This window comes from Bradyrhizobium sp. USDA 4532, assembly GCF_024171315.1.
GTDB classification, from domain to species: Bacteria; Pseudomonadota; Alphaproteobacteria; order Rhizobiales; family Xanthobacteraceae; genus Bradyrhizobium; species Bradyrhizobium australafricanum.
In genome coordinates this window covers 7,374,557-7,400,452 of record NZ_JALJZN010000001.1, presented here as the reverse complement: position 1 = coordinate 7,400,452, position 25,896 = coordinate 7,374,557, and the positions used below count along the sequence as shown (strand labels likewise).

The window sequence follows — 25,896 nt, the reverse complement described above, 5'->3', positions numbered from 1 at the left end:
CTGGTGCTTGAGCCGAATTCTGGTGCGGCGCATCGATCGAGGTTCTCCAACCTATCAAGCGTGAAACATCTGACAGCGTTCCTATGAGGACACCGCATTCGGTATATCCTCTAACGGATGCTCGGAATGGTGCGTTGGAACTTGCCAGCGCCATCTAGATTGTCGATGCGGTGGATGGGAAAGCCGACAGCGCGGAAGTCATGCTTCTGGCAGTTCAACTAGCAGCGTCTTTTAGTGGAAAGTGAAGAACCCATGGCAAAAAAAGCCAAGAAGAAGCGTCGCTACTCGAAGAGCTCGGGCTCGGACGTCAAGAGCGAGATGCGACGGTACAAGAAGGGGACGGCCAAAAGTGGCCGTGGCGGAAAGGGCGGCAAGGTAAAAAGCAAGAAGCAGGCGATCGCGATCGGACTTTCCAAGGCCCGCAAAAAAGGCAAGAAAGTCCCCAAGAAAAAGAAGTAATGGAGCCGATGTACAGGTCGCTGCGTAGTGACGCGTATACCTCCGCCACGTTTACCGGCACTCGGCTTAAAACTTCAGGGTAGTGCGTAGGCCAACCACCACCTCGCCTTTGACGATAGCTTGGCCAAGAACGGGGCGGGAATCAGCGAAAAGCGCAAATGCGACGGCTACTGCGTCCAGTTCCGCCTCAACCGCAAGGAGGTCTACACCCGCAACAGGCTCGTTTGGTCACGGGATCGTTCCACCGCCCGAGCGGTCGAAGATGCCGCAAGACCGATTACTTGAGGCCGCTGCTATCTGGCGGGTCTCCTGTTGCGGCCGGTCGCCACTACGACGTCTTGATCGCCTGGATGGAAAGCTCAGCCACACGATATCGTTCGATCCCTCGCCGCCAAATTCGACGAGCAGACCGCGACTAAGCTCAACTAACGCCTCGCAAGGGCGTCAATTGCAAGACCGCAAACTGATGGAGATACACATGAGACGCACTATAATAGCAATCGCGTGCATTTTGCTGGCGACACCGGTCATGGCGCAATCCGTCAGCGAAAAGACCGGGGTCAATTCCGTGCTCGGGGTCAGCCCCTCGACGGTGGATTTTGTCAAGCAGGTCGCGATATCGGACATGTTTGAAATCGAGTCTAACAAGCTCGCACAGCAGAAGGGAAATGCAGCGGAGAAAACTTTCGCTTCCCAGATGGTAACGGACCACACCAAAACCAGCACCGAGCTGAAGGGACTTGTCACCAGTGGCAAGGTGAAAGCCGAATTGCCCAGCGCTCTCGATTCATCGCACCAAAGCAAGCTCGACAAGCTGAAGGGTGCCAACGGTAACGACTTCAGCTCGGAGTTCAATTCGATGCAGGTCAGCGCTCATAAGGATGCCGTCGACCTGTTCGAGCGCTATGCCAAGGGCGGCGATAACGCGGATCTGAAGAATTGGGCCGGCAAAACCCTGCCGGTGCTTAAGCATCATCTTGAGATGGCGCAGGATCTCGACAAGAAGCCCGCGCCTACGGTCGGCGAGGGCAAGAAATAGCGGAAGGACGGAGCCGTTGCGAGGCGGCTCCTTTCCCCTTTTGCTGCCGCTGGCGGTTGGCCGCCCGGTCTGGGATTCGGCAATGCACCCAGATTCCGTCGACCCGGCAGAAATCGCAGTCGACGTTTTCGAGTTCCAGGATAGCTTCAGCGGTCAATCGCGGTCATGACGCTTTGGTAGTAAGGCGCACATTCCTCGCCGCGCGCGCCCACGAGCTCCTTGGAATAGTCGTCCAGCGCTGTGGCGAGATGCGCGGTCGTGCGCGCCGTCATGGCGGTGTCGATCCAGCACGATCACGGAGCGCCCACGGCTTGCAAGCTCCACGCCACCGGCAGCCCAGCAATGCCAGAACCGACCACGACCACGTCCGCCCGGTCGGATCCCGACAGGCTAGCAACTTCGACCACCGGGACATTCATCCAGAGCGATTGCGTATATTCATCTCGCACGCAGAGTTCTTGGCCAATTACGGAGGCGCGCCTGAGCAACGGGCGCTTTGGCGGCCTAACAGGTATCCCCTCCTATCCGCTCGACCATCCCGGAGGCCTGCTCGCTCCCCGGCAACTACTGCAAGCTGGCATGCCACCGCGAGCGGAGCATCCTGGCGAGCTCGGCACTGCCATCACGCTTCAAAACACCTCAAGTTAAGGTTTAGCTATCATCAGCCAGAGTATAGCGGCCACCGCCATGAACACTGGAATGCCGAAGGCAAACCACAGCCAGCAGATTCGGTGAGACGAGAGATACAGCACCATCGACCACGATCCATCCTTCCCAGAAGGAGTAACCGACGTGCAGCACAAGCAGCGAGCCTGTTGACGGGCTGTGCAACGACAGCGGTGGTTGTGAAGATACAATCCGCGCCTCGTTGAGATCGTGCCAGGACACCTAATGTCGGCGATTCTACTCATCGAAAGGACCGAATGGCCGTGCGAGGAAAGCCAGCCACAATAGCGGACCTTAAAAGTCCTGTCGCTCCGATGACGGCAACCTTCATTGATGGTGCTCCGCGTTCGGAGCTAAGCCCTCTTCCGCGACCGTAAGCCTCGAACGAATTCCTCCATATAGGGAAGGACTTCAAACAGCAGGACCGCGAATAGAAACGCCGCCACATACGTCCATGGTAATGGCTCTCGCTTCAGGGCGAGTTCGTAACGTGCGGGCCCAGAACCCAGTCCCCAAAGGCTGAGGAATTGCGGCCAGTTTAAGATGATGACGATCACCATCGCCATGAGAGGCATCAGCTCGAGAAAACTATGGACCTGCTGTTCGATGGGCGTGATGTTCCGCTTATGGCTGGCGAATGTTGTATCCCAGAGGGCTGTCAGCTGGTGCGTAACAAAGCCCACGATCATAGCCGCAATAATAAGAGCGTTGATTTCAAAAAAAATCGCCGCCAGCAATGGTATCGCAAGTTCGATCAACATCAACAGATGAAGTAGGGTTTCCTTATAGCCGCTTGTCGTCTCAATCCGAGATGCGCGATGGCAAAGATAATCAGCAAACCCCGCCAATAACCAAAGGGGCAGCACAAAGTACAGCAATACAGTTTCGGCTGCTGCGGAATGAGACATCCGGTTAGCGCTTCTTCTCTGCTTACATGCTATCTGGAGTGCGGAGGGGAGATGACTTGTCCTCGTTTCGCAACTCCTGCTCCGCCAACCGCCAGAATTCTTCCTCCCTGCCTTCGGGCTTGCCGCTCCGCTCCCATATCTCGTAGGCGCGCTTCTCGATTTCCTTTTCGGTCGGTTGGGTCACCACGTGCCTCCTTCAACTCTGTAGGGATCGTGGGCTGGGTTTCCGCTAATCACGGCCTCTTCGACGGTTAGTCGGCAGCGACACGCTCGGCCGCCGCTATCACAGCAGTCATTTCCACTCGCTAGCGCGATCCCTCCTTCCGGTGATAAACCCGCGAAGTCAGCGAGGTTCCTCCGTTGAAACCTTGCCCTATGAGCGGCAAAAAGTCGCCCTTGGCCGAACGAAATCGCGGTGGTGACCGCCGCCTATGCCAGTTCAGGAAGGAAATTTCAGCTGCCTCCTGAGATGCCGATCTTGGTCTCCCCCAAAAACGCGTTTCACAACCCAGCCAACGATCGGCCCTCATTTTACCGGATATCGAGCCACCTTCTTCCCATAACCTCAGCGTTCGCCTTTGCCATTGCGGTTGGTAAAGCGGGCGTTGCCGAGACCGGTGCCGATCGTCAGCACGCCCCAACGCTTCACGTCTTGCATGAAGGGGACTCAGAAAGTCCCTGCACGACCCCATCGTTGTGCATGATGACCGCGGTGTCGTTCTCCCCGATCTGCGGGATCGCCTGGACGAGACTTGCGGGTACATTGAACTTGCTGCTCTCCCAGTTGCCGGGCAAGTTCTGCGCGCCCTTCTCGATCGAGCCGTCGCTCTTGATAACGCCTGGGCATGCGATGCCGATGAATGGCGCGAGCTTGAATCCCTCGTCTTCCGCCTTCGCGATCAGTTCTTTGAGCATCTTGACAAGGCGCCTCACAGCGTTCTCACGCGACGGCTCGTCGTCGGCATGACGCCATAGCTCGAACTGCCACACGCACGCCTTGGAGAGGTTCGGCGCCTTCTTGCGTCGCGTTTCCACGACGCCGCAGCGGATGTTCGTGCCTCCGATGTCCACGGCAAGGATGGAGTCGTGCGCTTCGAATATCCAGGATGGAGCGAGATATAGCGCGCCGATAAGGCCGGCGTCGTCCGGATGAGAATGGATCGGGAGCATCTCGACCTTATAGTTGTCCGCCTTCAGGAGGATGTCGGCCCGGGCGATGGCGAGTTCGCCGAGGCGGCTGTCCCGAAAACCGCCGCCCACTACGATGCGCTCGGTTTTTTCCCGGGCCTTGGCTTTTAGGAACTGCCGCGTTACGCGGGCGAGCTCCTGTGCAAAGTCCTCGATGGCGCTGTGGACGACAACGGAGGCTTCGGGATCGTCGCCGCCAAGGACGGCGTCGAGCTCCTTTTTGCTGATATCTTCGGAAAGCTCCTTCCCGAAGGGATCTTCGCCAAATTTGCGCAGCGGCTTTCGCCATTTTTCGAGAGTTTCCCGGAAGGCGCCCTTGCTGGCACGGTCCCCCAGGAATTCGTCCTCATCTTTAAGTTCGAGGTTGAAACTGTCGATCTCGACCCACGGGAGGCGAGAGGCGCCGTGTGCGGCTATGCCGGTGGTCTTGGTCGTATCGTCGGCCATTCTAAACCTTGCACAAGCCGCGGGCAGCAACTGGACTGCTTTGCATTCAACCCGCGCCGATAACCGCAGTTCCTCTGGTCTCCCTTGTGCACGATCTTGGGACGAACCGTGCTGCATTTCGCCGGCCCTCAAATGCCCCAATAGGACCTCAAGTGCCTCAACAGGAGTCGCGTCAGCCCGTGTACTGCTGGGAAATCAATATCTGGGCGGGTGACGGTGCCGATATGAATGCCCGGAAGGTAGCTCGGCCATGACGAGATCAAACTTCCTCATTGCGAACTAATGAAGAAAAGATCGCCAGCCCGTCTATCGCGTTCGCGAATTCGTGGAGCCGCTGGGCTCTTTCACGGTCCGCGTCGATCTCATTTTCCGGCGCACGTACCAAGCCGCTACCGCGATAGTCAACCAGGCGAGGGAGGCGCCGACGAAGACGGCGGGGATGTTGCCGCGTGGGATTAGCATCGAGAAACCAACCGCGAAGGCCAGCATGCCCAGCGCGCCGAGCGCAGCGCCAGCGGCATCGACGGCGGCCGCCATTTGCCCGCGGCGCTTGCCGGCGAGACCCGCTTCGCGCTTGCGGCGAATTTCATGCTTCTCAATCAGCGTTGCGCTCGCGCAGAATATGGCTGGAAGGGCAAGAAAAACGCCACCGATGACTGCTCCATAGCGACTGCTGATGAGGCCGGTATAGACGGTCGCAGCGCCGCCAAGCACGAAGCGAATCAGATATTCGTACCAGCGGCCTTCCTTGAGAGATGACGTTGAAAAGCGGATGGGGCTCACGTCTGACCTCCAGCGAAAACCAGCAGCCCGAAAGCGGCGACCAGCCAAATGACGAGTGACAGCAAGGTCGCCGTCACCGCTCGCAGCTTTGCGCGGACAAGCAGATGGCAGGCGACGACACCGTAGATGGCGAGCGCAACAGCTCCCGCAATCATCGCCTGAGCTTGCAAGGCGGCGTAATTGACCCCGTGCTGATACACCGCGATCCCAAGCGTCGCGAGCGCGACCGAGGGTGCTGCTCCGAACAGGCCGGCGAAGCTCTTTGGACGCAGGAGATCTCCCAGCATTGCGAAGGCCGATACGACGGCGCCCCCGAGGACGAAGCGGATGACGTACTCGGTCATTTCGCTTTCTTCCAGAGCTTCGAGAGCGGCCCGCCGGCCCCATAGACCGGATCCTTACGCGGCACCGAAACTTTCGGAATGGCTTTCAGCGCCCGCTGACGGTCTTCGACGCTCGTGCACTCGTCGTATGTACCGGTCGGCGGGTATGCCCCGATGACGAGGAACTCATCGCCCGCGGAAAGGCACTGATGGCCTGTGCCGGCGGGAAGAACCGCGATGTCCCCAGCCTTCAGGGTGAAGATCTTCCCTTTGTTGCCGCCGAACCGAACGCGGCCCTTGCCGCGCGCGATGCCGAGCACCTCATGGATCCTGGAGTGATAATGCACGTAATCGTAGATGCCATCCCGCCAGCTATCTCCCCATCCGTTCGCTTCAAATAGGTCCTCGATCACGGCTGCGGCGTCCAGGCCCTCGTCGAAAGCGACCGCGTTTCGATACAGTATAAGCGGCCATCGCGGGTGATTTGGAATGAGACCGTCGTCCTTAAAGCGAACCGTAACAGGCTTTCGCGCTCGCGCGAGATCCACAGCCTTCCGCTTGCCGGGGCGCTTCAGACCGGTTGCGCGCTCCATGTATCCCTTCAGGTCTTCAAGAGTCGGCATGATCATCCTCCTTTGAAATTCCGTTCGAGTAGCCGGTCCAAAGCCGGAGGACCCGTTCGAGAATCGCCCCGAGTGCGAAGCCGGCAACGACATCGCTCGCCCAATGCGCCAGGATCGCAATGCGAGTGAGCGACAGCCCGACCGCAATCGCGCGGATCGCCCGCCGGGGACCAGCCGGCAACCCGCTGGCCGCCGGTGCCAGTCCATGTGCAGCGCGTGGCCTGAGGGAAACGCATCTTTTCGTTTGCCGGAAAGCGGGACGCCATGCATATGCCCAATCACCGTCGGACGATCCGGCCGAGTTTGGTCGAATACGAGTTTTAAATCATGGGGCAGCAGCGACGCAGTGACCGTCACTGGCAGAGCATGGTTTCCTGCGCGCCGCAGCGGCACCCCACAACCGCGCGAGGCAAGCCGGCCGACGGCTGTCAGGACCAGAAGAAGCTTCTCATCTGCGCCCCAGGTCTGGGCGCGGGCCACCTGCTCCGGGGCCGGCGCAGTGCTGCGGGCGATTGAATGTGCCACCGCGACATCCGCTCTGGTCGGTCTAACATTCACCGGAAAGCTTGGACTGCGGCCAAGGCGCCTTGCTGACAAGCTAGCGATCTTGAACATGTCTCAACGATCGGAAAGGTAAGTACCTCCCCAACGCTCAACGTGCCGTCGAGGTCCTCCCCCGGCTTTCCAAACAAGGAAAGTCGGCGGTTCGGCGTCCGGGCAGGAATCCTCCGTCCGATAGGAACAAACGATCCTGGCTTCCGTTCGGGATGATCTCCCCTCTCATTGCAAGGCCTTTCGATGTACCACCATGTCAAGAAGCTGATGTTCACTGTCCGCGTCGATGAACCAGACCCTCGTTTTGGCAACATGCTTCTTGAACAGTTCGGTGGTGCCAACGGCGAACTCGCTGCCGCGATGCAATATTCAATACAGGGGCTCAACTGCGAGGATCCGGATCGCAAGGACCTGCTGATGGATATTGGCACCGAGGAACTGAGTCACCTCGAAGTCGTGGGGACACTCGCCCGGATGCACCTCAAGCCGGCGAAGTTCGATCGCCAGGCCGCCGAAGCCGATCCCCTGATTGCGATTGCTGGTGGCGGCGGCGTGAACCTGTTCAATTCCCAGGGCAATGCGTGGACGGCCGACTACCTGAAGATAACGGGCGAGCTCGACGTCGATCTGCGCAGCAACATCGCCGCCGAAGCGCGGGCCAAGATCGTCTATGAACGCCTAATCAATTTCTGCGACGACGCCGGTACCAAGGACGCGCTGCAGTTCCTGATGACTCGGGAAATCACACACATGAGAGCGTTCGCGCTGGCGCTCGAGAGCATGGCCAAGCCCGCTTTCAGCATCGGCCGCATCGCCCCGACACCGGGACTGGTCGACCAGTTCTTCAACGACTCCACCGGGGCCGGCGACCACGGCGAGATCGACGCCCGCGGTCCGTGGAACGAGGGCAATGGCTGGGTCTTCACGGAATCGCCAGCGATCCAGGCTGACCCCGGCACGTCCGCCGCGATCGTCGCGGAAAGTTCGCCGCCAGAAGACCAAGCCGGGCTTGGCGACTTGTTGATCGATGAGCTCCGCGACATCCTGCATGCCGAAAAGCAACTCACCAAGACGCTTCCGAAGATGGCCGAGGCAGCTCGCTTCGATCAGTTGCGAGAGCTGTTTGAGCAACATCTCGTCGAGACCGAAAACCAGGTGGAGCGCATCAATGAATGCTTCGAGTTGCTCGGCAAGACCGTCCGAGCGAAGCCTTGCAAGGGCATGATGGGGCTTATCGAGGAAGGCCAGGAAATCATGGCTGAAGGAGAGGAAAAGGAAGACGCGGCCGCGGACCTCGCCTTAATCGGAGCTGCACAGCGTGTGGAGCACTATGAAATCTCGGCTTACACCACGGCGAAGAATCTCGCCCAGCAGCTACGCCACAGTGCAGTCGTCGCGCTGTTGTCGAAGTCACTTGCGGAGGAGGAGAATTCTGATCAGTTGCTAAACCAAGTCGCTCGATCTCTGATGTCGGTAGCCAAAATGCCAGCCGCGATCGAACAGGCCGAATAACGCCGGCTGGCGGGGCCGCAAGTGCTCAGGGCCCGAAGGACCGCAAGACCAGCAGTTCCTGTCAGATACCGGAATGAGAGCGCTGCGCCAATACCTCGGTCATCTTTTGGGTATTCAGTATCCCAATATGATGGCACTTCGCCGGATTTTCGGCCAACATATGAATTGGATCCAGGATGAAAGAGGCCGCCAACTGAGGCGGCCTCTACGACATCCGCAGCCAAATCAACGCGAACTCTCAGGCCAGCAGCTAAAGCCACGTTGACGTAGGTCAAGCTAGGTGGACGGCTGGAGTTTGGGAGGGGAGCCACTCGCTCATGTGAGCGCCAGTCTCAGCCTGTCGGGCCTTCTTCAACAGCTCTTCTTTCTCGATACCTGGTGGAAGCCCGCTGGCTTCGTCGCGCAGGCTCTTGGCCTCTTCTGTCAACCGCACTTCTAGAGAATGCTCTTGTTTGAAACGACGCCGCTTTTGCATGCGTTGCTCCACTGCCATTAGCGATGCTCTGTTAATTTTGGACAGAAGGCGCGTTCCTCTCGGAAATTGTTCACCAATTATCGCTAGTTCGAGGCCTCCGAGTCGGGCTGCCCTGTGCCCTCGGCTTTGCTTCTAGCTTCGAACGCCTCTTGCTCCGACTGCGGGCGTCTCCGGAGTAGGCCTAGCCAGCCCTGCGCCACACGGAGACGATCATCGTCCGAGATCGCTTTGTCAGCTTGCCGCGCGCTGACTGGCGGCAGCGCCGGTTCATTCGCTGCTCGGTCCGGCAACATGTCGCGGCTCGAGCAAGCTCAGCGCGGTGTCGATCTTCGCGAGCAGCTTCTCGATTTCGTCACGCTCTTCCGGAGCAGGATCGCCCAGCGCATTTAGCCGCTCGACAGTATCCAGATCGCTGATCGACAACGCCAGGCGTCGGCATCCCTGCGCCTCCGCGAGCCAAACTCGTCTTCCAACCGGCGGGTTGCAAAAAAGCGCTCAACCGCCCTTCAGCGCGTCCTTGACTTGCGTCGCAGGCCAGCTGTCGCCCACGGGCCTCGCGCGCACCTTTGCGCCACTACCGACCAGGACATGAGACGCAACTTCGTCGTCTGCATCGAGAACCATCAGGTCCGTCTCGGGCTCCCAGTTCAGCGTCAAGTCGAGATCGCCCGGAAAGATCTGCCATCTCGAGCCGTCATCGAGCTCGACGATGTGGCTTTGCAAGTGCGCGCGTATCTTCATGATTCAAACGGCATGCGGCTGCTGTGGGGGGCGTTCGACGGACGTGGAGCGTCGCAGCCGGCCATCCTCGCCATGGCCGCACTTGGCGCATCTCAGCCGAACGTCCTGATGGGAATAGGGGGCGTCCGGGCCCGCCGCCATAGGCCAAGCGCCGCAGTTGGGGCACTTCACCAAAAGGGTATCGGTTTCGATCATCGGCGGCTCCGTAGCTGCGCCCCATTCGAGGGTCAACGTACGGCGGTTGGCGTGGTTGCCTGGCTTCGTCCGCTGCCCGTCCGAAAAGGGCGCCGGCCCGGCAGAAAAGCGACTCGCCTGACATGACCGGACGGGCCGCTTCGTGATCATCGTAGTTTGATCAGTGTATGTGAATCAGCCAATAGCCGGCGCCGCCGATCACGGTGACGGCGGGAACGGCCCACAACAGAAATACAGGCATCGTTCATCCTCCTTGTCCTTCCGACCGGCCCGAACCATGGCCGACGGATCATCACTGTTCGGTGCAGACCTTGGTGGTCTTCACGGCGGATTCGGCTTCCGTCTTGGTCTTATAGACGCCGTCGCCAACGACCGTCGTGGTGGTAGTTGTCGGCTTTGTGTCGACGACCGTGCATTTCTTAGTCGCGGCATCGCGCACGATGTAGAATTCGGCGGCGCTCGCAGCCTGCGCACCGAGCACAAAAGCGGCAAGGGCGCCGCAGACGATCAGCTTATTCATCTCACTCTCCTCCATTTCTGGCCCCACTCACGAACGGCAGCGTCAAGGCAAAGTTCCGATTGCTCCCGGGGTTGCCGTTTTCAGCCGGCTCGCCTCTCGCGCTGCCGCAAAAATCACGGGCTTGGAAAATCACCTGGGCGGAACCGGCCAACGGGCGCGCCCTCTTGAGTTTGCTATTCGACCGTGTCCCAATGTGCCCCTGTCTTGCGGACTCCTCGCTATGCGGTTCGATTGAACATGGTCGTTAGATGCCTGACGCTGACGGTCCTTGTTGCGGGGCTTCTCGCCGGCACCCACGCTTTCGCGCAGGAAGACAAGAAGACCGACGAAGACAAGCCTGCCGATCCGGACACCGGCGAGAGCACCATCGAGGAGAAGACGCTTGGACTTCTGCCGAACCCGTTTCAAAAATACGGGATCAAATTCGCCGCGACCTACATCGGCGAGACGCTCGGAAATTTCTCCGGCGGGCTGAAGCAGGGAGCGATCTATGAAGGCCGGCTGAACCTTGCCGTCGATGTCGACCTGCAGAAGCTCGCCGGCATCGACAAGCTTACCTTCCACGCCAATATGTTCCAGATTCACGGTGCGGGACTGTCGCGCAACTATCTCGACAATCTCTTCGTCGTCAGCGGCATCGAGGCATTGCCGTCGACGCGACTTTACGAAGCCTACTTCGAGAAGCAGTGGGGTAACAAAAAGGTCTCCCTGAAGTTCGGGCAGCTCGCCGCCGATAGCGAGTTCTTCAACACGAAATATACAGATGTCTTCACCAACGCATCGATGGGGTGGCCGGCAATCACATCTCTCGACCTGCCCAGCGGCGGTCCGTCGCCGCCGTTGGCGGCAATGGGCACCCGGCTGCTGGTCAACATCACGGATCAGCTATCCATTCTTGGCGGCGTCTTCGACGGCAACCAGGCGGGTCCGGGCCCAGGCGATCCACAACAACGCAACCGATATGGCGTCAACTTCCGGATTAACGATCCGCCCCTTCTGCTGGGCCAAATCCAGTACTCCTGGAACAACACGAAGGGCGATCCCAATCTGACGGGCCAGATCAAGTTCGGCGGGTGGCGTCACCTCGGGCCATTCTCCGATCTTCAACTCGCCAGCAACGGCGTTTCGCTTGCGGCGCCGGCCAGCAGCGGCACTCCCCTGATGTTGACAGGCGATGTCGGCGGATGGGCAGTCTTCGAGCAGCAGATTTATCGCGTGCCCAAAAGCGATGATCGGGGAATCGGCGTTTTCGCTCGCATCTCCGGCGCTCCCGCGGACCGCAATCTGATTGATCTCTACGCTGACGCCGGACTCGAGTTCATCGGCCTCAGCGACAAACGACCAGACGACAAATTCGGCATCGCTGCTGGCTACGCCCACGTCTCGAGGCGGGCTCAGGCACTGGACGTCGACTATCGCGTACTCTTTGGTCCGACATGGCCGGTGCGCAGCTTCGAAGGACTGTTGACGGCGGTGTATCAATATCAGTTACGGGACGGCTGGACCCTGCAGCCAAATTTCCAATACATCATTCATCCCGGGGGCGGAGCAACGGACCCGGCGGGGCCGATCCCGGGCCGAGCGCTCAAGAACGCAACAGTCTTCGGCCTGCGCACGACTTTGAAATTCTAGGAGGCAGATTCCGCCGTTAATCGACGAAAATAGCTAGACGATCATACGGCTCCAAAGGGCGTAACGCACGAGAGCGTGGATGCGATCGACGCGGTTCGCATCGTTGGCAATATTGGCGCCCACATGGAAAAGGACGTGAATCTAATCGTCGACATCGAGCCCGGCGAGGCTCAGATGTTGTGACTTGATCGAGATGCTTTTTGATGAAAAGCATAAGCGAGAAATGCGGCTGGCGGAAATCAAAGCGCTCAGCGCTAACAAGGCGAATGAACTGGCCGCGGCAAAGGCGGCGGCTCCAAATGCGGCTAATCCGGAGGCCACCTAAGTCGCGTAAAGCTCCAATCCGATTTACTTCACGCCGGAATCGCGCTTGTTTCGCTTATAAAGCTCCTGGTCAACGGCGCTAGCTTGGAACAACGCGGGTGCAGCACCCATGCTCAGGCTGAAGCCGGGTGCGTGAGGGATGAGCGGAAACGCATGTGCGAGAGCGTCTGTGCAACCCGCTTGGGTGAACTCGCAGCTTATTGTCGCTGGCGGCGGATGTCCCCCAGTGACCAGACATGATGATTGCGACTTCTTGAAGTAGTGCGTTCGCTGCCCGTTCATTGTGGCGGCGCCGGTACCGCATGGCTTGTAGAACGTTCCAACCTGCGTCTGAAGCTGTCGCTCCGCGTAGTAGTCAACTTCATAGTCTCGGCTCGCGCCTGCCTTTGCTTGTGTCCCGACTACGATTCCGACCATTGCGATACCGAGGAAAAAGAATCTCATGAACGATCTCCCAATACACGAGCCACTTGACGCATTCGGTTGTGTTCAACAACTCACTCTATCGCGTCGGGAGCGTTCTGTCGCTGTATTTCACGGGTCGGCCTCGCGCGGGATAAGTCAGTGATCCATTTGGATCACGACGGACGGGCCTTCGATGCCCATAATGTCTGGACTGCTGGATTCGTCCACTCTGAACAATTTTTGCTCTTTGGGCTTGGCTTGGCCACTTCGTTCAATCATCGCCATCGGCAATTTCTGGAGCACCTTCGGGGCGGTGAATGGGTCCCCGCTGTCGATCTGCCAGATCAGGCAAAGTTGAAGCTGACCTTACTTCGCCATCAGTGGATTGAGATTCGAGAAGCTGACGGAAAGGTCAGCTATCGCATTACTGCTGGCGGGCTTGCGGAGATGAGCAAGCCTACCAGGGTTCGCTAAACAAGCCCCCGCTCGGCTGCCATGCGCCGCGCCCCAACCTCCAGATAGAGTCGCGCCGCCCTGAATGCCGATTCTCGGTCCGGTCCATCCGGCAACTGCTGGAAGCGCGCCCTGCGCCATTCTTCAGCCAGGCAAAGACCCGTTCGGGTGATGGCCTAGAGAAGTAGCCCCAGCGCGGGGGCGTCGCTGGAGCTCGGCTCCGTCGTTGTCGGAATGCCGCGGGGGGCAGTGCGCGCGCTGATCGTGGCGCCGCCGCGCACCGGCAAAACGGTGTTGATGCAGAACATCGCGCACTCCATCACCGCCAATCAACGCTGATTGGGAAACAGCGGCGTGAGGTTGTCGAAATTGACCTTGTGCTTCGACTTGTCCGGAGGCAAGCGGTTGCGCGACGGCCTGGTGGTCGCGATCGCCGGTCCGCCGAATGTCGGCAAATCAACCCTGATCAATCAGCTCGCCAAGCGCGAGGTCGCGATCGTCTCGCCGCATGCCGGCACGACCCGCGATGTGATCGAGGTGCAGCTCCGCCGATGACCCAACCGCCGAATGAGGACCTGTTCCTGTGCTCCCCAAACAGGCCGCCCGCATTTCAAAAAGCGGGGCCACTAGGAACGCGCCTCCGAATTTCGCTTTGAAATGTTAGGAAATGAATGGGCGCGCTCAATGCCTCGGTATTACTTCGATTTAAAGGATGGCAACGGAACAACCCCTGACGAGGAAGGCCTCGATCTTCGGGATCTGGACGCGGCACAGGACGAGGCTGCGCGATCTTTAGGCGGCATGGCCCGTGATGCCGTAGCGACCCTCAGCGGTAGCGGCGCTGAGCAAATGGAGATCGAGGTCCGGGACGACGCCGGCCCCGTTATGACGGTCCGCTTTTCCTTCGCGATCAGCCGCAACAAAGTGAGCTAACCTCAAACTGCAAAAACGGCCCAGCGCCCGGGAAGAGCACTGAGGCCGAGGGGGCGTCCCACTCCTCATCAAAGCGAGACTAGAACCGCGCCTGTGGCCCCCTGTTCCAAAAAAAGGCCCCAGCGAGGGGACTGGCTGGGGCCTAGACTGATTGCCGAACCGCTGTCCGCCAGGATGCAGCGGTCGTCATTTTAGGGCTGTAAAAATAGGAAATGAAAATCACCTGCCCCATGCCATCGAGGATCTTGGCAAAGTAGCGTTCCCGAAATAACCGAAGTGAATCTTGCGCCCGGCGGAGCGCACTTTCTGCATCAATTTGTTACAGCGAGATTTCCTACCTTTCTCGCAGGGGCGAACACGCATCTGATGGTTCAGTCAAGCGCGGGAACTTAGTTCCCTTTCCCGCGTTGCTTGAGCATCATCGGCCAAGGCCTTTTCTGTGGGCGCTGGTGACTGAGAGACACTCTCGTGCTCCCGCCTGCGAAGGGGAGGGAGTGTCTGATGCCGCATGTCAAGCTAATCGCGCGTTTGCTGTCCGTCGTTGAGCTGTCCGAGCAAGACAAGGTTCGGCTCCAGCAGATGCCTCACATCATCAAAACATCTAGAGACGGCGACCGCGTCGCACAGCAAGGCGACGTGCCCGTGCATTGTGCCGTCGTGATGACTGGAATGCTGTCGCGTCGAAGGGTTGTTTCCGAACGCAATCAAATATCGTCCATCTACGTACCGGGGGACGTACCTGATCTCCATACGCTGCATCTGCCCGTTTTGGATCACGATCTCTGCAGCGAGGGGACCTCGACTGTGGCCTTCATATCCCATTCGCATCTCCGGCGGATGTTGAAGGAATCTCCGGGGCTGACAAACGCATTTTGGCGAGAGACCCTTATCCATGCAGCGATCTACCGAGAATGGGTCGAAAACCTGGGCTCAAGGGCGGCGCTGCCAAGAGTCGCGCATCTGTTCTGCGAGCTTGCCACCCGTTTTGAGATGGTGGGTTTGCTCGACAACGACACTTTCCGTCTTCCTTTAACGCAGCAAGACCTTGCGGATGCCTGTGGCCTCTCAACCGTCCATGTCAATCGCACAGTTCAGGAACTGAGAAAGATGGGATTGCTCGATTGGCGCGGACAAATCGCCTACGTGCTTCGGCGCGAGGAGCTCGAAACGGTGGCCGAGTTCAGCGCCGATTATCTCCATGCGCTAAAAGTCCCAAGTCCGGGCGCGATCATATTGGCAGCCGAGTGAACCGGCCTAGGCAGCGCCGGCCCGAACCATATCAGGCAGGGGAAGATCAAGAACCGGACGCACCCGGCAATGTCGCAGGAGTCGTGAGTGACCAAAGACGCATTTGATCAATGGTGGGAGTGGGCCACGAAGCCACGTAATTCAAACTTGGAGATCAACGTTAGCATCTGGCGCCCTGTCTCGATGCTCTCCCCCGAAGATCGGCTCGACCGCCACAAAGTTAATGAAGCTGTGGCGAGGCACAAAGAAGAGCCCGACGCCGATTAGGCGCCAGCTTATGTTCACTATTGAGCAAAATCGCTCCAGCGCCGTTGATGAGTTATCACCGGCCAAGGCTCTGCCCGTAGGCGTCGGTGGCTGAGAGACCGAGAGCGCTCCCGCCTGCAAAGCCAAGGAGCACAGCCATGCCAATCCAACCTGTTCATCGGGTTCACGATGAAGACGCCCAAATATCCAAGCAGACCGCATTCGTCCGCGAACTCATTGCAAAGGCGGCTGAACTATTAAAAACCACCTCCGCCTGACACCTTCCTCGGCCGCAAAACGCACGATCCTTTCCCGCAAGAGGAGAGCCAGCACGGGAACCCGCAATCCTAACCTGCGTTTTCCCGGCAGTGTTTTGGCGGAGAGCCCGATGGCGTCGCCAATACCGCCTACAGACAAAAAGTATCTGTGCCCGATTTGTCGCGAGCTGGCGTTGATCCTTTCGGCAGCAACGCTTGCCTTCGCGTCCCGGACGATATCCGATCTCAGCTGCCCTAATGGGCACAGCATCAGAATCACACCCGGGGGCAAGGTCGTAACTTCCTCAACATCTCGGCGTGAACGAAAGGGCGCTGGGAAAGTCTAGGGAGGGAAACAGGCGTGAAGGCATCAGGCCGAGTACCGCCTGTCCAGAAGATCAGGCGGATTCGTTCGCCACTCGCGCCACTCCTGAACGCGATGGCGATGGTGAGAACCGAGAGAACGATCATGAAGGCTGGAACTCCATCACATCCTGGCTTTGATGAAGTCGGCGAGATGGTTAGCGGCTCGCGCCAATGAAGCGGATGCTTCCTTCAGTTCATCCTGAGCCTTCTTCAACCGCTCTTCCTGCTGGGTGAAATCTTTGTCCCCGCGCCCGTCGCCGGCGAAGATGCGTCGAAACTGATTGATGATCTGGTTCATCGCTTTGCCCGTATCTCTGAGGTCAGGGCTTCCAACGCGGTACGCGTGCTGTGAATGGCTTCGGCGAGGCGATCGGCAGCCAACACGCGCTTGTCATAGCTTTCGGTCAGCTGGTTTTCGAGCAGCTGGATTCGGATATCCTTCTTCGCTTCGCGTTGCTCGGACTTGTAAAGCGAGTACACAAGAATGACGCAGATCAGGCCCGCAGGGCCGAGTTTCAATAGCTCCTGGGCCAAGTCCACTTCGCATTGCCCTACCGCTTAAGTCGCGCGACAATTTTCGCCGCCAGCTTTGGCGATGAACAGCTAGCCAAAGATGGCTCCCATCCATTGATCCAGTGGGGAGGGAAGCGCCGCAATCGTCCACGACTGTGGAAAGGCGCATGCCTTGCACCAAAGGACTGAATAGACGCATACAGCAGCAAACCAGAAGCCTGCTGGCACGATGAACAGTAGTGGCAACCACCATCCGCGACCGGTTAAAATAGCGACTTGAGACGAGAGGTAGGACTTCGCGAGATCGGCCTTGACCTGCTCTCGGGTCGTCTCATTGTTAATCGCGTTGTCCACGGTACTGAAGATGCGGTCAAGCGGCCCCTTCAAGAACCATCCAATGACGGTCTCCAACATCGATCAGGCCTTCCCAACCGATCGAAGCCGAGCCGCGATAGTGATGGCTGAGATCCCCATCAACACGTAAGCGAGGTACTGCGGGTTGTCCTCCAGCGCCTCCATCACTTGGGCCTTCAGATCAGGATCGCCAAGCGCTGCGGCAATTGGATCAAGCCACTGAAATTCGGTCCCGATGCCGGTCAGGAACAAGCCCCATAGCACCGCGACCGAACGCCCCGTGAGCGCCCATCCGGCTGTGGCTCCGCGCTTACAAGTCTACTGCCTAGACCTTGCCCCAGAACGTGTTGGCTTCAGCGTAGAAGCTCTTGAGCGCCGGGATCGCATGGAGCACCGGGCCAGGAACATGAAATAGACTTGGAAGCACCAGATCGCCATCGCATCGTCGACACCGATATCCCACGCCGTGTTCACGGGCAGATCGCGATTCACCGCGACATCGAGGATCCGGCCGCCCTGCTCTGCCTCTCGGAGCTGCTTGCCCCAATAGGAGCCCGAGAACCGCAGCCTCGAAGGACAGAAATATTCCTGCTCGATCAGCGCATCGCCGGCCTCGTCGCTGTAGATACCGTGATACTCCCTGCGCTGGATCTCAACGGCTTCACGCGAGATCGTGCCCGTGTTGTCGACAGTCAGAACCTGCGCGAACCAGTCAGAGCTCTCGCGCGCCACGTCCAGCATCGACTTGGCGTGGTTGGATCGGGGCGAGATACGCATACGCTGCTGGGTTCGCAAGCGCCCATTCGGAGAATGTCACACCGGCTGGAGGAGACCCGACGTCGAGTTATAGCTATCCGAGCCGACGACCTGCCAGGTCGCCCCGTTCTTGAACCGAATGAAAAGATCGCTTTGCGCCCCTGCGGGCCGCTCGAATGCCGACGAGGCCGCCCAGTGCAGGCAAACGTCATCCTTGCCGGCTCGACGACGCCAAATCCCGATCGCGCGCCGACACCCGGCCTCAAGCGCACTCCAGAGCGGCGTAGTAATCCCGCGGCTCCCACCTATTCGGTAGGAGGATTTCCGCCATCGGAAAACTTGCGGATCTACAGAACGTATCATATTATGATACAAACCTCTTGCGAGACGTATCACCGCATGATACACTCCGATCATGATCAAGAGCTTCAAGGACGAGCTGACCGAAGCAGCCTTCAACGGCAAAGCCAAGAAAGGCTTTCCGGCCGATCTGCTCAAGGTAGCTCGCCGTAAGCTCCAGTATCTGAACGCAGCTGTGAACCTAGACGACCTTTTGGCCCCTCCCGGCAATCACCTTGAAGCCCTGAAAGGCGACCGCAAGGGGCAATATTCCATCCGCGTGAACAATAAGTTCCGCATTTGCTTCACATGGACCGCTGAAGGTCCAATGGAGGTCGAGTTCGTTGACTACCACTAGCCAGACCAAGGAGGGTCATATGGCAAAGAAACTGCCCCCAATGCACCCCGGTGAGGTGCTACGCGAGGAATTTCTCATCCCGCTCGACATTTCGGCCGGTGCGCTCGCCAAGGTTTGCGGCGTTCCCCGTACCAGGATTGAGCGTATTGCGAACGAGGAGACCTCGATTACCGCGGACACTGCTCTTCGCCTGTCCAAGGCGCTGAAAACCTCTGCTCAGCTTTGGCTGAACCTGCAGAATGCCTATGACGTGCAGATAGCCGAACAAGAACTTGGCAGCGACCTGGAAAAGATCAAACCGATCGACGCGAAAGCTGCGTGAAATCGGGATAGGGGGGAGCCTCGCAGCCCCTCCCACCGGGTCACCGGAGGCGGTCGCCCGCCCCCGGTTCCCACAGAACGTGGCGTGCGGATTTCCCGCACCGACGCTCTTCGACAGTTGGTTCACAGCACTGCAAGCGCTTGCAGCTCCCGATAAGGGAGGCGCAGCTTAGGCTTCAGCAACGGTGTCCGTTCTTTGATTTGGTTGAAGGCGTCCCAAGTGAGGCGTCGGCCTGCCCAGCTGCGGCTGCGCAGCATTCCGCGCCAGTAACGCTCCACGGCCCGATAGACTTTTACGAGGCTCCGGAGATTTCCGGCGACGCCGTAATAGCCATAGTGGCCGCGCAGGACGAGGTTGATTTCATCGGCCTGGTCACTGATCTTGTAATGCCGTATTTGCCGCATCAGCTCCTGCAGAGACATAAGGCTGCGCTTTAGCCGAGATTTCTCGGTGCGCATCCCAACCTTGAAGTTGCCTTTTTGGTTTCGCGTGCAATAGAGCGTCAGCCCCAGAAAGTAGATTGTTTCCGGGCGGTTTCTGCCGCGTTTGCCCGCATGTCTTTGCGCGAACCGACCAAACTCGACCAACTTGGTCTTGGTCGGCTCTAGAGTGAGGCCGAACTTCCCCAACCGAAGACGCAAGGCCTCCTGTACGCGGGTGGCGTCCGATCGATATTGGAAGCAGATCACAAAGTCGTCGATATAGCGCACCAGTCGGGCTTCGCCCCGCAACCGACCCTTCACCACGCGTTCGAACCAGAGGTCGAGAACGTAATGAAGGTAGAGGTTGCTCAAAAGCACACTGATCGATCCGCCTTGTGGCGTTCCTTGTTCGCTCGGGTGCACCGCTCCGTCTTCCAGGATGCCCGCTTTCAACCAGCGCCGGATCAAGCTGATCAGGCGCGGATCACCGACTCGATGTTCGACAAACCGGAGGACCCGATCATGATCGAGACTCCCGAAGAAGTTCTTCAAATCCGCCTCCAACACCCAGCTGATCATGCCGCCGGCGATCACCTCATTGAGGGTCGCCAAGGCATGATGGGCGCTGAGCTTCGGCCTGCCGCCGAACGAGCAGGGTAAGAAGTCCTGCTCGTAAATAGCGGCCAGCACCTCAGCCGTGCTGCGCTGGAGCGCCCGGTCGGCGACAGTTGGAACCCCGAGGGGGCGCTTCTCCGTCTTACCGGGCTTGGGGATATAGACCCGCCGAATGTTCGGCGCCCGATATCCCTGGCGATGGATGGATTGGAGCATTGGCCCTATCCAGTCCTCGAAGCTCTCCTTCGCCGCCTCCACCGTCTGTCCGTCCACCCCGGCGGCGGAGCGCTTCGGAATCTGTAATAGATTCTTTTGCACTCGGTCGCGCGTGATGTGATGGGCCAACGAGGTGAAGCGAAGATTTGTCTCGCGCCGAGCTTTCACTGCTATTTGTTCAAGTTTCGTTTCCATGGTCAGCTGATCTTCTCTTTGCATAGAAGGCCGTAACTCCCGTTGAATGGAGCCCATGTCGCCCAAGAACAATTCAACTACCGCTGACCGCTTCCCCATGTGGCCGGCTCTCCCGTCCTCGGAGTACTATCGGTCAGTCTGACTTCCACCCGGTCGTCAGACCCTTCTCACCTCAGCGGCTTGGCAGGTCTTACAAGCTTGCGCTTGAACCGGATGGATCTCCCTTGTTCACGCTGCTTCCTTTGATTGCATGCTGGCGGTACGAACCCCGGGAGCACCTCTGACCGCTCGCGTTGTCGCGGCCTGCGGTTCCGCCTTCCCCTTTGAGAGACAGGGTCGGCTACTCCGATCACGTTCGATTTCGGGGCTATTTTCCCGTTCACTTCATTCCGGCCTACAACCTCCCTGTCTACGCTTCGCAACGGCCGTTACCGGACGCCACGCAAGACTCGGTTCGCGGCTGCTCGCTAGGCTTTGCCGCGGCCGTCATCTCAGACGGCAGACTTCAACGCGCTTGCAAGGCGCAACTCCCACACCACCGTACATACGGGTCCGTATACGGCGGTTCGCTGGATTAAGCGGCAAGAGTTGTTCTGTTGCCGCCGTAGTTTGGGTGTCAGCAATCGTCGCGCCAGCTTCGACTCCTCTGATCAGCGTCAGTCAGGGTTTCACCCCTTCCCGCCGTTCCGAGGCCAGTTGCCCGGAATTCAGTCGCATGGCCGATGCGATATCGCTGCATCTACTCGTCACTTCCAGCGTTCAGGCCTTCGGCGAAACTCGTTCCGCCTACTATGCCCTCTGCTGACTTCTGCACTGCGGTCAAGTCGCCTTACGACGACCTCAGTCTCGTTGCCGAGACGCAGCGCAGATCTCCCGAGGTAAGATCGACCGCCTTCGCCGCACGCCCGCCGGATTTACCACCCCGGCCCTTGATGACCGTGGACTTCGCGATCACGTGCTCGCTCGTCCGGCCGGGTAGGCCTCGTTATCCGGTTTTTGTCCATCGGGCCGCGGCTTTGCTCCACGCTTCCTTCAGACCCCACCTCGCGATGACGCCCTTGCGCTTCGCTAATCCTTCACCGTCATCAGGCTGGATAGAGGACTTCCACCTCCAAGCTGCCGGTCATGCTCGGCACACACGAGAGACGCCCGGACGGGAGCGGCCGGGCGCATCTATTCACTCAAGCTGATTTGCGGGCGAATATTGGCTACGAGTGCAAAAGTCAATCCACTGGGGATCTCGCTCCGCAAGGCCGGCTGTCTACCGGAAGTACGTCATGCCGCCAACGACGATCGACAGGACAAAAACCAAAGTGGCAGCTCCAATAATCCACGGCATGTCACGGCGTTCCCTGGGGGTCATGTTACTTCCTCATGTGTACGTCCTCGAGCGCCTTAGGCGGCTGTAGCCCTGGCGATGTCAGCCACTCGTTGATATGGGCTGCCGTCTCGGCCTGACGCGCTCGGCGAAGATATAGCTCGCGCTGAGTGCCCGGCGGGAGCTGCGCAGCAGCGACCCTGAAGCGAGCGGCCTCCTCGGCCAATCTATCTTCGAATGTCTTGGTATGTTTCGTTCGATTGCGACGCTTGATGACCACAGCGCACTCCTTTCCGTTGCAAGAAGGCGGGAGCGCGGTGACGGCGATCTCATCACCGATAGATACCCAAAGCCGTGCGGTGATGAGGAATAAATACTAGGGGCAGCGGCGGGCTTCTATATCCCACGTTACTCGCTTAAATAATTGTTTTCATTCAAAAATACTCAAACGGTTCAAAATACTCATTCGTCTCCTAATGACACTTTCGCTATGCATTTGTCACGCTGCCTGATCTCGCCATCTCCTCAGAAGATAATCATGCCAAAGCATCGTCGCGCCGGGATGTATCCTGAACGCAGCGAGATCAACCGTACGCACACGACGAGGGCCGCCCGATTGACGCATGCGCGCGGGTCTCGAGAGCGCTATGATGGCGTTGGGTGAAGATCAGGCGGCCCGCTGATCGGAGGGCTCTGCAGCCTGGCGCAGAAGCTTCCATTCCCAGGGCAGCAGTTCGTGCAGACGCGAAGTGGGAAGATCGGCGATACGGGTGAGGACGTCGGCAAGCCAGGCCTTTGGATCGACGTCATTGAGACGACACGTCGTGATCATCGTCAGCATGATGGCGGCACGGTTGGCCCCACGCTGGCTGCCGGCGAAGGTCCAGTTGCGCCGTCCCAAGGCGATGCCTCTCAATGCGCGTTCAGCGCAATTGTTGGTCAAGCAGATCCTGCCGTCGTCGAGGAAGCGGGCGAAGCCCTCCCAGCGCCTGAGCATGTAGTTGATCGGCTTCAGGACCTCGGACGAGCGCGAGAGGGTTTCGCGCTCGCGCAGCAGCCAGGCGTGCATGTCGTCGAGAAGCGGCTTGCTCTGTTCCTGGCGGACGGCGCGCCGGTCGTCAGCGTCACAGCCGTTGATGGCGCGCTCGATCTCGAACAACGCGTCCAGCCGCTTGACCGCCTCCAGTGCGATCGGGGAGACCGGTTTACCCTTCTTGCCCTCCCGAGCATTTTTCTCGATGTCAGCCAGCTCGAAGAAGCCTCGCCGGGCATGGGCAAAGCAATACGCCGGCGTAATTGGTAGTGTCTTCTTCTGCGGATCGAACAGCGGCTCGAAGCCGTTGTAGCAATCGGCTTGCAGGATGCCGGCGAAGGCGGCCAGATGCTTCTGGGGATGCTCGCCTCGTCGGTCACCCGAGGCGTAATAGACCGCCGCAGGCGGCGCAGGCCCGGCAAAGGGCCGATCATCCCGTACATACGTCCAGATCCGTCCGGTCGTGCACTTGCCCTTCGCCAGGATCCGGATGGTAGTGTCATCGCCATGAAGGCGCTCGGCAGCGAGCACATGGCGTTCGATCAGGTGGAAGAGCGGCATGACCGCGAAGGTCCCGTGGCCGACCTGGTCCGCCAGCGTCGACAACGACAGGTCGATCCTCTCGCTCTTGAAGCGCGCGCTTTGGCGGTTGAGCGGGATATGCATGCCGAACTTGTCGAACAGGATGGTCGCCAGCAATTGTGGACCGATGAAGCCGCGCGGCGTGGCATGGAACGGCGCAGGCGCCTGACTGATCGTCTCGCAATCGCGGCAGGTGAACTTCTCGCGTACCGTCTCTATGACCTTGAAGCGGCGCGGGATCTCCTCCAGCGTCTTGGTCACATCCTCGCCGACCTTCGCCAGCCGTGATCCACCGCAGCAGGCGCAGGTCGTTGGAGCTTCAACGACGACGCGCTCGTGTTCGATATCGTCTGGCCAAGGCTTGCGCACCGGCCGCTTACGCGTGAAGGGACGGACGTTCTGCGTCTTCGCCGCCGCCGCCTGAGCGGTAAGCTCATCCTCGCTCGCCGTGGTTACGAGTTCCTCGAGCTCCAACTCCAACTGCTCGAGCAGCCGTGCCGAGCGCTCGGATCGCTGCCCGTGCAGTTCGCGCTTGAGCTTCTCGATCCGCAGCTCAAGATGTGCGATCAGCGCTTCGTTGTCCGACAGCTCCGCCCGCGCACTGGCGGCATCCGCGACGGCGACATCGCGCTCAGCCTGCAACATCTCTCGCTCGGCCAGCAGCGCAAGGTAGGCGCTCGCGAGGTCAGAAGGAAGATCGTCCGGCTTCGATGTCATGAAGCCATTGAATCAGATCGAGCAGCAGATTCAAATCGTAAAAGCGGCTATCCGACCCGCGTCGGCCGATGGGTTTCTTGAGGGTTACGCCAATCGATTCCGGACAACAGGTAGCTCATCTGAGCCGGCGAGATCGTCACAGCTTCACCCGCAACCGATGGCCAGACGAACTTTCCTCTCTCGAGTCTCTTGGTGAACAGGCATGCTCCCTGGCCATCGTGCCAGATCACCTTCACAAGATCGCTTCGGCGACCGCGGAAGACGAACAGATGACCGCTGAGCGGGTCCTTGCGCAGCACCTCCTGCACCTGGAGTGCCAACGACGGAAAGCCTCGGCGCATGTCCGTGTAGCCTGTCGCGAGCCACACTCGCGCGCCCGTGGGAACTGGGATCATCGGCGGACCAAAGCATCGAGAACACGACGTAGCGCGTCTCCATCAACGTCGCCATCGACCCGGATGCGGTGCCCGGTACCAAGATCAATCTCGATGATGCCGTGGCTCTTGCGTCGACGCGTCGTCGTCGTCAACGGCGCTTCGGCCACCTCCCGCGGTGGCGCGGACGACCCAATCTCAACCGGAACAAACGGCGCTATGCTCGCTTCGCCGTGCCTGCAAAGCTCCTTGCGCCACCTGAACAGCTGGCTCACATGAAGCCCGGCCACGCGAGCCACCTCGGAAACATTGGCGCCGGGCTCCAGCGACGCTGCAACAAGCCGTTCCTTCTCATCTTGCGACCAGCGGCGCCGCCGCTCGACCGACGTGATCACCTCCGCCCTCGAAATCGTCATAGCGCTTCTCCTAGGATTACCCCTAGGACCTGCAGCGATCGCGTTCGTCAAACAAGGCGGCCCTCAACGGAGGGATACGATCAACCGCCCGCTCCATCGTCGCGCCCGGCGCCTCGTACCACCCACCTGCCCGCTTGATCGGCATCATGTCGCATTGCACCGGCTTGGAGATGTTGGTCGCGATCGCGCGGTTCGGCACCCAGAGGGCAGCGCACCGCCAGCTTGGTCGGCGACGATGCCTGCAGCCGCGTGATCGTCGCGACCAAGTCGAGCGCATAGCTGTGCTGCGGGGTCACAGAATACCCTGACGAGTCAGTGGGCCCGCTTCGCTGCTTCGTAACGATGATCTCGAGGCGGTTGTGGCAGCTTTCGATCTTCGTCTGCCACTCCATGTGCTCGGGTGTGCCCGGCTTCGGCTCGAGCTTGGACGGGTAATATTCCTCCCTGAAGAGAAACAGCACCGTGTCGGCGTCCGCCTCAATGTCGCCGCTCTCACGCAGATCGGAAAGCTGTGGCCGCTTGTCATCTCGTTTCTCGACTTCTCGATTGAGCTGCGCGAGCAGGATGACGACGATATTCAGCTCCTTGGCCAGCGACTTCAGACCACCGCAGATTTCGCCGATCTCATAGTGACGCTGGCCACGATATTGGGATGACGCTTTCAGGTACTTCAGATAGTCGATGACGATGAAGCCCAGCCGGCGCCCTTCCCGCTGCGCCCGCTCGGCGAGACTTCTGGTTCTGGCGCTCACCTCGCCAACGGAAAGCGAGGATGTATCGTCGATGTAGAGCGGGAGTGAGCCTCACAAACAAAAAGCGCCCTGGTCGCGAGCACCGGACGCTCCTGTTTGGCTGCCAAAACCTTGCGGACGTCAGCTCTAGTCTCCTATCCCGTCGAGTATCCCCAGCTCACGCCCCTCTTTTGGAGTACAATACATGCTTCTAGATCTTCCAGCACGTGACCAAAAACCACGGCTTGTCTCGCCTCGTGACGCGCCTGAAGGCACAATCAATCGACGTCCACGAGGGACGCCTAAAAGGCATGTGAGGTTGAGGTTAGTGTGCCAC

General features: G+C 59.3%; 30 protein-coding genes and 3 pseudogenes. 12 read left to right on the top strand and 21 right to left on the bottom strand.

Annotation, left to right across the window (positions count from 1 at the left end):
* Positions 1-252: 252 nt before the first annotated feature.
* Both J2R76_RS34230 and J2R76_RS34225 read left to right on the top strand, forming a co-directional pair.
* A pseudogene (locus J2R76_RS34230) lies at positions 253-450 on the top strand (DUF6496 domain-containing protein); the annotation flags it as partial.
* A gap of 487 nt (positions 451-937) precedes the next feature.
* Positions 938-1,498 (top strand): DUF4142 domain-containing protein, encoded by a 561-nt coding sequence (locus J2R76_RS34225; RefSeq protein WP_076829442.1) that lies wholly within the window; start codon positions 938-940, stop codon positions 1,496-1,498.
* A gap of 146 nt (positions 1,499-1,644) precedes the next feature.
* Here the strand turns inward: J2R76_RS34225 and J2R76_RS40725 are convergent, their stop codons facing one another.
* The 7 genes and pseudogenes from J2R76_RS40725 to J2R76_RS34195 form a co-directional block, all read right to left on the bottom strand.
* Entirely contained in the window at positions 1,645-1,770 is a 126-nt protein-coding gene (locus J2R76_RS40725; protein WP_256521279.1) for a hypothetical protein, read from the bottom strand.
* 747 nt (positions 1,771-2,517) lie between these two features.
* Positions 2,518-3,072: a hypothetical protein gene (locus tag J2R76_RS34220; protein WP_076829445.1), complete on the bottom strand. Its 555-nt coding sequence runs from the start codon at positions 3,070-3,072 to the stop codon at positions 2,518-2,520.
* A gap of 22 nt (positions 3,073-3,094) precedes the next feature.
* Positions 3,095-3,256: a DUF2934 domain-containing protein gene (locus J2R76_RS34215; RefSeq protein WP_253625469.1), complete on the bottom strand. Its 162-nt coding sequence runs from the start codon at positions 3,254-3,256 to the stop codon at positions 3,095-3,097.
* A gap of 381 nt (positions 3,257-3,637) precedes the next feature.
* A pseudogene (locus tag J2R76_RS34210) lies at positions 3,638-4,707 on the bottom strand (ROK family protein).
* 306 nt (positions 4,708-5,013) lie between these two features.
* Positions 5,014-5,490 carry a DUF3147 family protein gene (locus J2R76_RS34205; RefSeq protein ID WP_076829448.1) on the bottom strand — a complete coding sequence of 159 codons (477 nt, stop codon included), beginning with the start codon at positions 5,488-5,490 and terminating at the stop codon, positions 5,014-5,016.
* Positions 5,487-5,834: a DUF3147 family protein gene (locus J2R76_RS34200; RefSeq protein ID WP_076829450.1), complete on the bottom strand. Its 348-nt coding sequence runs from the start codon at positions 5,832-5,834 to the stop codon at positions 5,487-5,489. Before J2R76_RS34200 ends, J2R76_RS34205 begins: the two co-directional genes overlap by 4 nt.
* Complete coding sequence (locus tag J2R76_RS34195; protein ID WP_076829536.1) at positions 5,831-6,436, bottom strand: cupin domain-containing protein; 606 nt, start codon at positions 6,434-6,436, stop codon at positions 5,831-5,833. Before J2R76_RS34195 ends, J2R76_RS34200 begins: the two co-directional genes overlap by 4 nt.
* Positions 6,437-7,234: 798 nt before the next feature.
* On the opposite strand from J2R76_RS34195, the gene J2R76_RS34185 reads away from it, so the two are divergent.
* Entirely contained in the window at positions 7,235-8,503 is a 1,269-nt protein-coding gene (locus J2R76_RS34185) for a DUF892 family protein (RefSeq protein WP_076829453.1), read from the top strand.
* 271 nt (positions 8,504-8,774) lie between these two features.
* On the opposite strand, the gene J2R76_RS34180 is transcribed toward J2R76_RS34185, so the two are convergent.
* The 4 genes from J2R76_RS34180 to J2R76_RS34165 form a co-directional block, all read right to left on the bottom strand.
* Positions 8,775-8,978 (bottom strand): hypothetical protein, encoded by a 204-nt coding sequence (locus J2R76_RS34180; RefSeq protein WP_253625468.1) that lies wholly within the window; start codon positions 8,976-8,978, stop codon positions 8,775-8,777.
* A 267-nt stretch (positions 8,979-9,245) separates the two neighbouring features.
* Positions 9,246-9,401, bottom strand: coding sequence for a hypothetical protein (locus J2R76_RS34175; RefSeq protein WP_194295374.1), 156 nt, complete (start codon positions 9,399-9,401; stop codon positions 9,246-9,248).
* A 72-nt stretch (positions 9,402-9,473) separates the two neighbouring features.
* Positions 9,474-9,701 (bottom strand): hypothetical protein, encoded by a 228-nt coding sequence (locus tag J2R76_RS34170; RefSeq protein WP_233475235.1) that lies wholly within the window; start codon positions 9,699-9,701, stop codon positions 9,474-9,476.
* A 505-nt stretch (positions 9,702-10,206) separates the two neighbouring features.
* A complete protein-coding gene (locus J2R76_RS34165; protein ID WP_076829459.1) occupies positions 10,207-10,434 on the bottom strand; it encodes a hypothetical protein in 228 nt (75 codons plus the stop codon).
* Between the two features lie 237 nt (positions 10,435-10,671).
* Between J2R76_RS34165 and J2R76_RS34160 the strand changes: the two genes are divergently transcribed.
* The 7 genes and pseudogenes from J2R76_RS34160 (at position 10,672) to J2R76_RS34130 (ending at position 15,696) form a co-directional block, all read left to right on the top strand.
* Positions 10,672-12,066: a carbohydrate porin gene (locus J2R76_RS34160; RefSeq protein WP_076829462.1), complete on the top strand. Its 1,395-nt coding sequence runs from the start codon at positions 10,672-10,674 to the stop codon at positions 12,064-12,066.
* 184 nt (positions 12,067-12,250) lie between these two features.
* On the top strand, positions 12,251-12,391 hold the full coding sequence (locus J2R76_RS34155; RefSeq protein ID WP_158074208.1) for a hypothetical protein: 141 nt from the start codon (positions 12,251-12,253) through the stop codon (positions 12,389-12,391).
* 563 nt (positions 12,392-12,954) lie between these two features.
* The gene (locus tag J2R76_RS34150) at positions 12,955-13,269 is read left to right on the top strand and encodes a hypothetical protein (RefSeq protein ID WP_158074209.1); all 315 of its coding nucleotides are present in this window, start codon (positions 12,955-12,957) and stop codon (positions 13,267-13,269) included.
* Between the two features lie 375 nt (positions 13,270-13,644).
* Positions 13,645-13,794: pseudogene (locus J2R76_RS34145) on the top strand (GTPase); the annotation flags it as partial.
* 138 nt (positions 13,795-13,932) lie between these two features.
* Entirely contained in the window at positions 13,933-14,181 is a 249-nt protein-coding gene (locus J2R76_RS34140) for a DUF6894 family protein (RefSeq protein WP_028344455.1), read from the top strand.
* A gap of 501 nt (positions 14,182-14,682) precedes the next feature.
* Positions 14,683-15,429 (top strand): Crp/Fnr family transcriptional regulator, encoded by a 747-nt coding sequence (locus J2R76_RS34135; protein ID WP_076829467.1) that lies wholly within the window; start codon positions 14,683-14,685, stop codon positions 15,427-15,429.
* A gap of 87 nt (positions 15,430-15,516) precedes the next feature.
* Positions 15,517-15,696 (top strand): hypothetical protein, encoded by a 180-nt coding sequence (locus tag J2R76_RS34130; RefSeq protein ID WP_076829470.1) that lies wholly within the window; start codon positions 15,517-15,519, stop codon positions 15,694-15,696.
* 723 nt (positions 15,697-16,419) lie between these two features.
* Here the strand turns inward: J2R76_RS34130 and J2R76_RS34125 are convergent.
* The 5 genes from J2R76_RS34125 to J2R76_RS34105 all read right to left on the bottom strand — a co-directional run bounded on the left by J2R76_RS34125 (position 16,420) and on the right by J2R76_RS34105 (position 17,906).
* Complete coding sequence (locus J2R76_RS34125; protein WP_158074210.1) at positions 16,420-16,596, bottom strand: hypothetical protein; 177 nt, start codon at positions 16,594-16,596, stop codon at positions 16,420-16,422.
* On the bottom strand, positions 16,593-16,832 hold the full coding sequence (locus J2R76_RS34120; protein WP_158074211.1) for a hypothetical protein: 240 nt from the start codon (positions 16,830-16,832) through the stop codon (positions 16,593-16,595). Before J2R76_RS34120 ends, J2R76_RS34125 begins: the two co-directional genes overlap by 4 nt.
* Before the next feature lie 69 nt (positions 16,833-16,901).
* Positions 16,902-17,225 carry a hypothetical protein gene (locus J2R76_RS34115; RefSeq protein WP_076829473.1) on the bottom strand — a complete coding sequence of 108 codons (324 nt, stop codon included), beginning with the start codon at positions 17,223-17,225 and terminating at the stop codon, positions 16,902-16,904.
* Positions 17,226-17,228: 3 nt separating this feature from the next.
* The gene (locus J2R76_RS34110; RefSeq protein ID WP_253625467.1) at positions 17,229-17,417 is read right to left on the bottom strand and encodes a hypothetical protein; all 189 of its coding nucleotides are present in this window, start codon (positions 17,415-17,417) and stop codon (positions 17,229-17,231) included.
* Between the two features lie 66 nt (positions 17,418-17,483).
* Positions 17,484-17,906, bottom strand: coding sequence for a hypothetical protein (locus J2R76_RS34105; RefSeq protein ID WP_244558888.1), 423 nt, complete (start codon positions 17,904-17,906; stop codon positions 17,484-17,486).
* Positions 17,907-18,336: 430 nt separating this feature from the next.
* On the opposite strand from J2R76_RS34105, the gene J2R76_RS34100 reads away from it, so the two are divergent.
* Together J2R76_RS34100 and J2R76_RS34095 are read left to right on the top strand one after the other, a co-directional pair.
* Entirely contained in the window at positions 18,337-18,618 is a 282-nt protein-coding gene (locus J2R76_RS34100) for a type II toxin-antitoxin system RelE/ParE family toxin (protein WP_076829478.1), read from the top strand.
* Positions 18,619-18,637: 19 nt separating this feature from the next.
* Positions 18,638-18,940 carry a HigA family addiction module antitoxin gene (locus J2R76_RS34095; protein ID WP_076829481.1) on the top strand — a complete coding sequence of 101 codons (303 nt, stop codon included), beginning with the start codon at positions 18,638-18,640 and terminating at the stop codon, positions 18,938-18,940.
* A 122-nt stretch (positions 18,941-19,062) separates the two neighbouring features.
* Here J2R76_RS34095 and ltrA read toward each other — a convergent pair whose 3' ends face one another.
* The 5 genes from ltrA to J2R76_RS34065 all read right to left on the bottom strand — a co-directional run bounded on the left by ltrA (position 19,063) and on the right by J2R76_RS34065 (position 25,613).
* Positions 19,063-20,412 carry a group II intron reverse transcriptase/maturase gene (gene ltrA, locus J2R76_RS34090; protein ID WP_069280038.1) on the bottom strand — a complete coding sequence of 450 codons (1,350 nt, stop codon included), beginning with the start codon at positions 20,410-20,412 and terminating at the stop codon, positions 19,063-19,065.
* A gap of 1,961 nt (positions 20,413-22,373) precedes the next feature.
* Positions 22,374-24,038, bottom strand: coding sequence for an IS66 family transposase (locus J2R76_RS34080; RefSeq protein WP_076825946.1), 1,665 nt, complete (start codon positions 24,036-24,038; stop codon positions 22,374-22,376).
* A gap of 47 nt (positions 24,039-24,085) precedes the next feature.
* The gene (gene tnpB, locus J2R76_RS34075) at positions 24,086-24,433 is read right to left on the bottom strand and encodes an IS66 family insertion sequence element accessory protein TnpB (protein ID WP_057016787.1); all 348 of its coding nucleotides are present in this window, start codon (positions 24,431-24,433) and stop codon (positions 24,086-24,088) included.
* A complete protein-coding gene (locus tag J2R76_RS34070; protein WP_057016786.1) occupies positions 24,430-24,828 on the bottom strand; it encodes a transposase in 399 nt (132 codons plus the stop codon). The genes tnpB and J2R76_RS34070 overlap by 4 nt, the downstream gene beginning before the upstream one ends.
* An 80-nt stretch (positions 24,829-24,908) precedes the next feature.
* Complete coding sequence (locus tag J2R76_RS34065; RefSeq protein WP_083714969.1) at positions 24,909-25,613, bottom strand: DnaB-like helicase C-terminal domain-containing protein; 705 nt, start codon at positions 25,611-25,613, stop codon at positions 24,909-24,911.
* Positions 25,614-25,896 lie beyond the last annotated feature (283 nt).

Excerpts from the sequence above, each read along its gene's own strand:
- J2R76_RS34185 (WP_076829453.1), top strand. The coding sequence starts at position 7,235 with ATGTACCACCATGTCAAGAAGCTGATGTTCACTGTCCGCGTCGATGAA.
- J2R76_RS34115 (WP_076829473.1), bottom strand. The coding sequence starts at position 17,225 with ATGTTGGAGACCGTCATTGGATGGTTCTTGAAGGGGCCGCTTGACCGC.
- J2R76_RS34195 (WP_076829536.1), bottom strand. The coding sequence starts at position 6,436 with ATGCCGACTCTTGAAGACCTGAAGGGATACATGGAGCGCGCAACCGGT.
- J2R76_RS34095 (WP_076829481.1), top strand. The coding sequence starts at position 18,638 with ATGGCAAAGAAACTGCCCCCAATGCACCCCGGTGAGGTGCTACGCGAG.
- J2R76_RS40725 (WP_256521279.1), bottom strand. The coding sequence starts at position 1,770 with ATGACGGCGCGCACGACCGCGCATCTCGCCACAGCGCTGGACGACTAT.
- tnpB (WP_057016787.1), bottom strand. The coding sequence starts at position 24,433 with ATGATCCCAGTTCCCACGGGCGCGCGAGTGTGGCTCGCGACAGGCTAC.
- J2R76_RS34135 (WP_076829467.1), top strand. The coding sequence starts at position 14,683 with ATGCCGCATGTCAAGCTAATCGCGCGTTTGCTGTCCGTCGTTGAGCTG.
- J2R76_RS34125 (WP_158074210.1), bottom strand. The coding sequence starts at position 16,596 with ATGAACCAGATCATCAATCAGTTTCGACGCATCTTCGCCGGCGACGGG.
- J2R76_RS34160 (WP_076829462.1), top strand. The coding sequence starts at position 10,672 with ATGGTCGTTAGATGCCTGACGCTGACGGTCCTTGTTGCGGGGCTTCTC.
- J2R76_RS34100 (WP_076829478.1), top strand. The coding sequence starts at position 18,337 with ATGATCAAGAGCTTCAAGGACGAGCTGACCGAAGCAGCCTTCAACGGC.
- J2R76_RS34225 (WP_076829442.1), top strand. The coding sequence starts at position 938 with ATGAGACGCACTATAATAGCAATCGCGTGCATTTTGCTGGCGACACCG.
- J2R76_RS34105 (WP_244558888.1), bottom strand. The coding sequence starts at position 17,906 with ATGCTGGACGTGGCGCGCGAGAGCTCTGACTGGTTCGCGCAGGTTCTG.
- J2R76_RS34070 (WP_057016786.1), bottom strand. The coding sequence starts at position 24,828 with ATGACGATTTCGAGGGCGGAGGTGATCACGTCGGTCGAGCGGCGGCGC.
- J2R76_RS34140 (WP_028344455.1), top strand. The coding sequence starts at position 13,933 with ATGCCTCGGTATTACTTCGATTTAAAGGATGGCAACGGAACAACCCCT.
- J2R76_RS34165 (WP_076829459.1), bottom strand. The coding sequence starts at position 10,434 with ATGAATAAGCTGATCGTCTGCGGCGCCCTTGCCGCTTTTGTGCTCGGT.
- J2R76_RS34180 (WP_253625468.1), bottom strand. The coding sequence starts at position 8,978 with ATGCAAAAGCGGCGTCGTTTCAAACAAGAGCATTCTCTAGAAGTGCGG.
- J2R76_RS34200 (WP_076829450.1), bottom strand. The coding sequence starts at position 5,834 with ATGACCGAGTACGTCATCCGCTTCGTCCTCGGGGGCGCCGTCGTATCG.
- ltrA (WP_069280038.1), bottom strand. The coding sequence starts at position 20,412 with ATGCAAAGAGAAGATCAGCTGACCATGGAAACGAAACTTGAACAAATA.
- J2R76_RS34080 (WP_076825946.1), bottom strand. The coding sequence starts at position 24,038 with ATGACATCGAAGCCGGACGATCTTCCTTCTGACCTCGCGAGCGCCTAC.
- J2R76_RS34220 (WP_076829445.1), bottom strand. The coding sequence starts at position 3,072 with ATGTCTCATTCCGCAGCAGCCGAAACTGTATTGCTGTACTTTGTGCTG.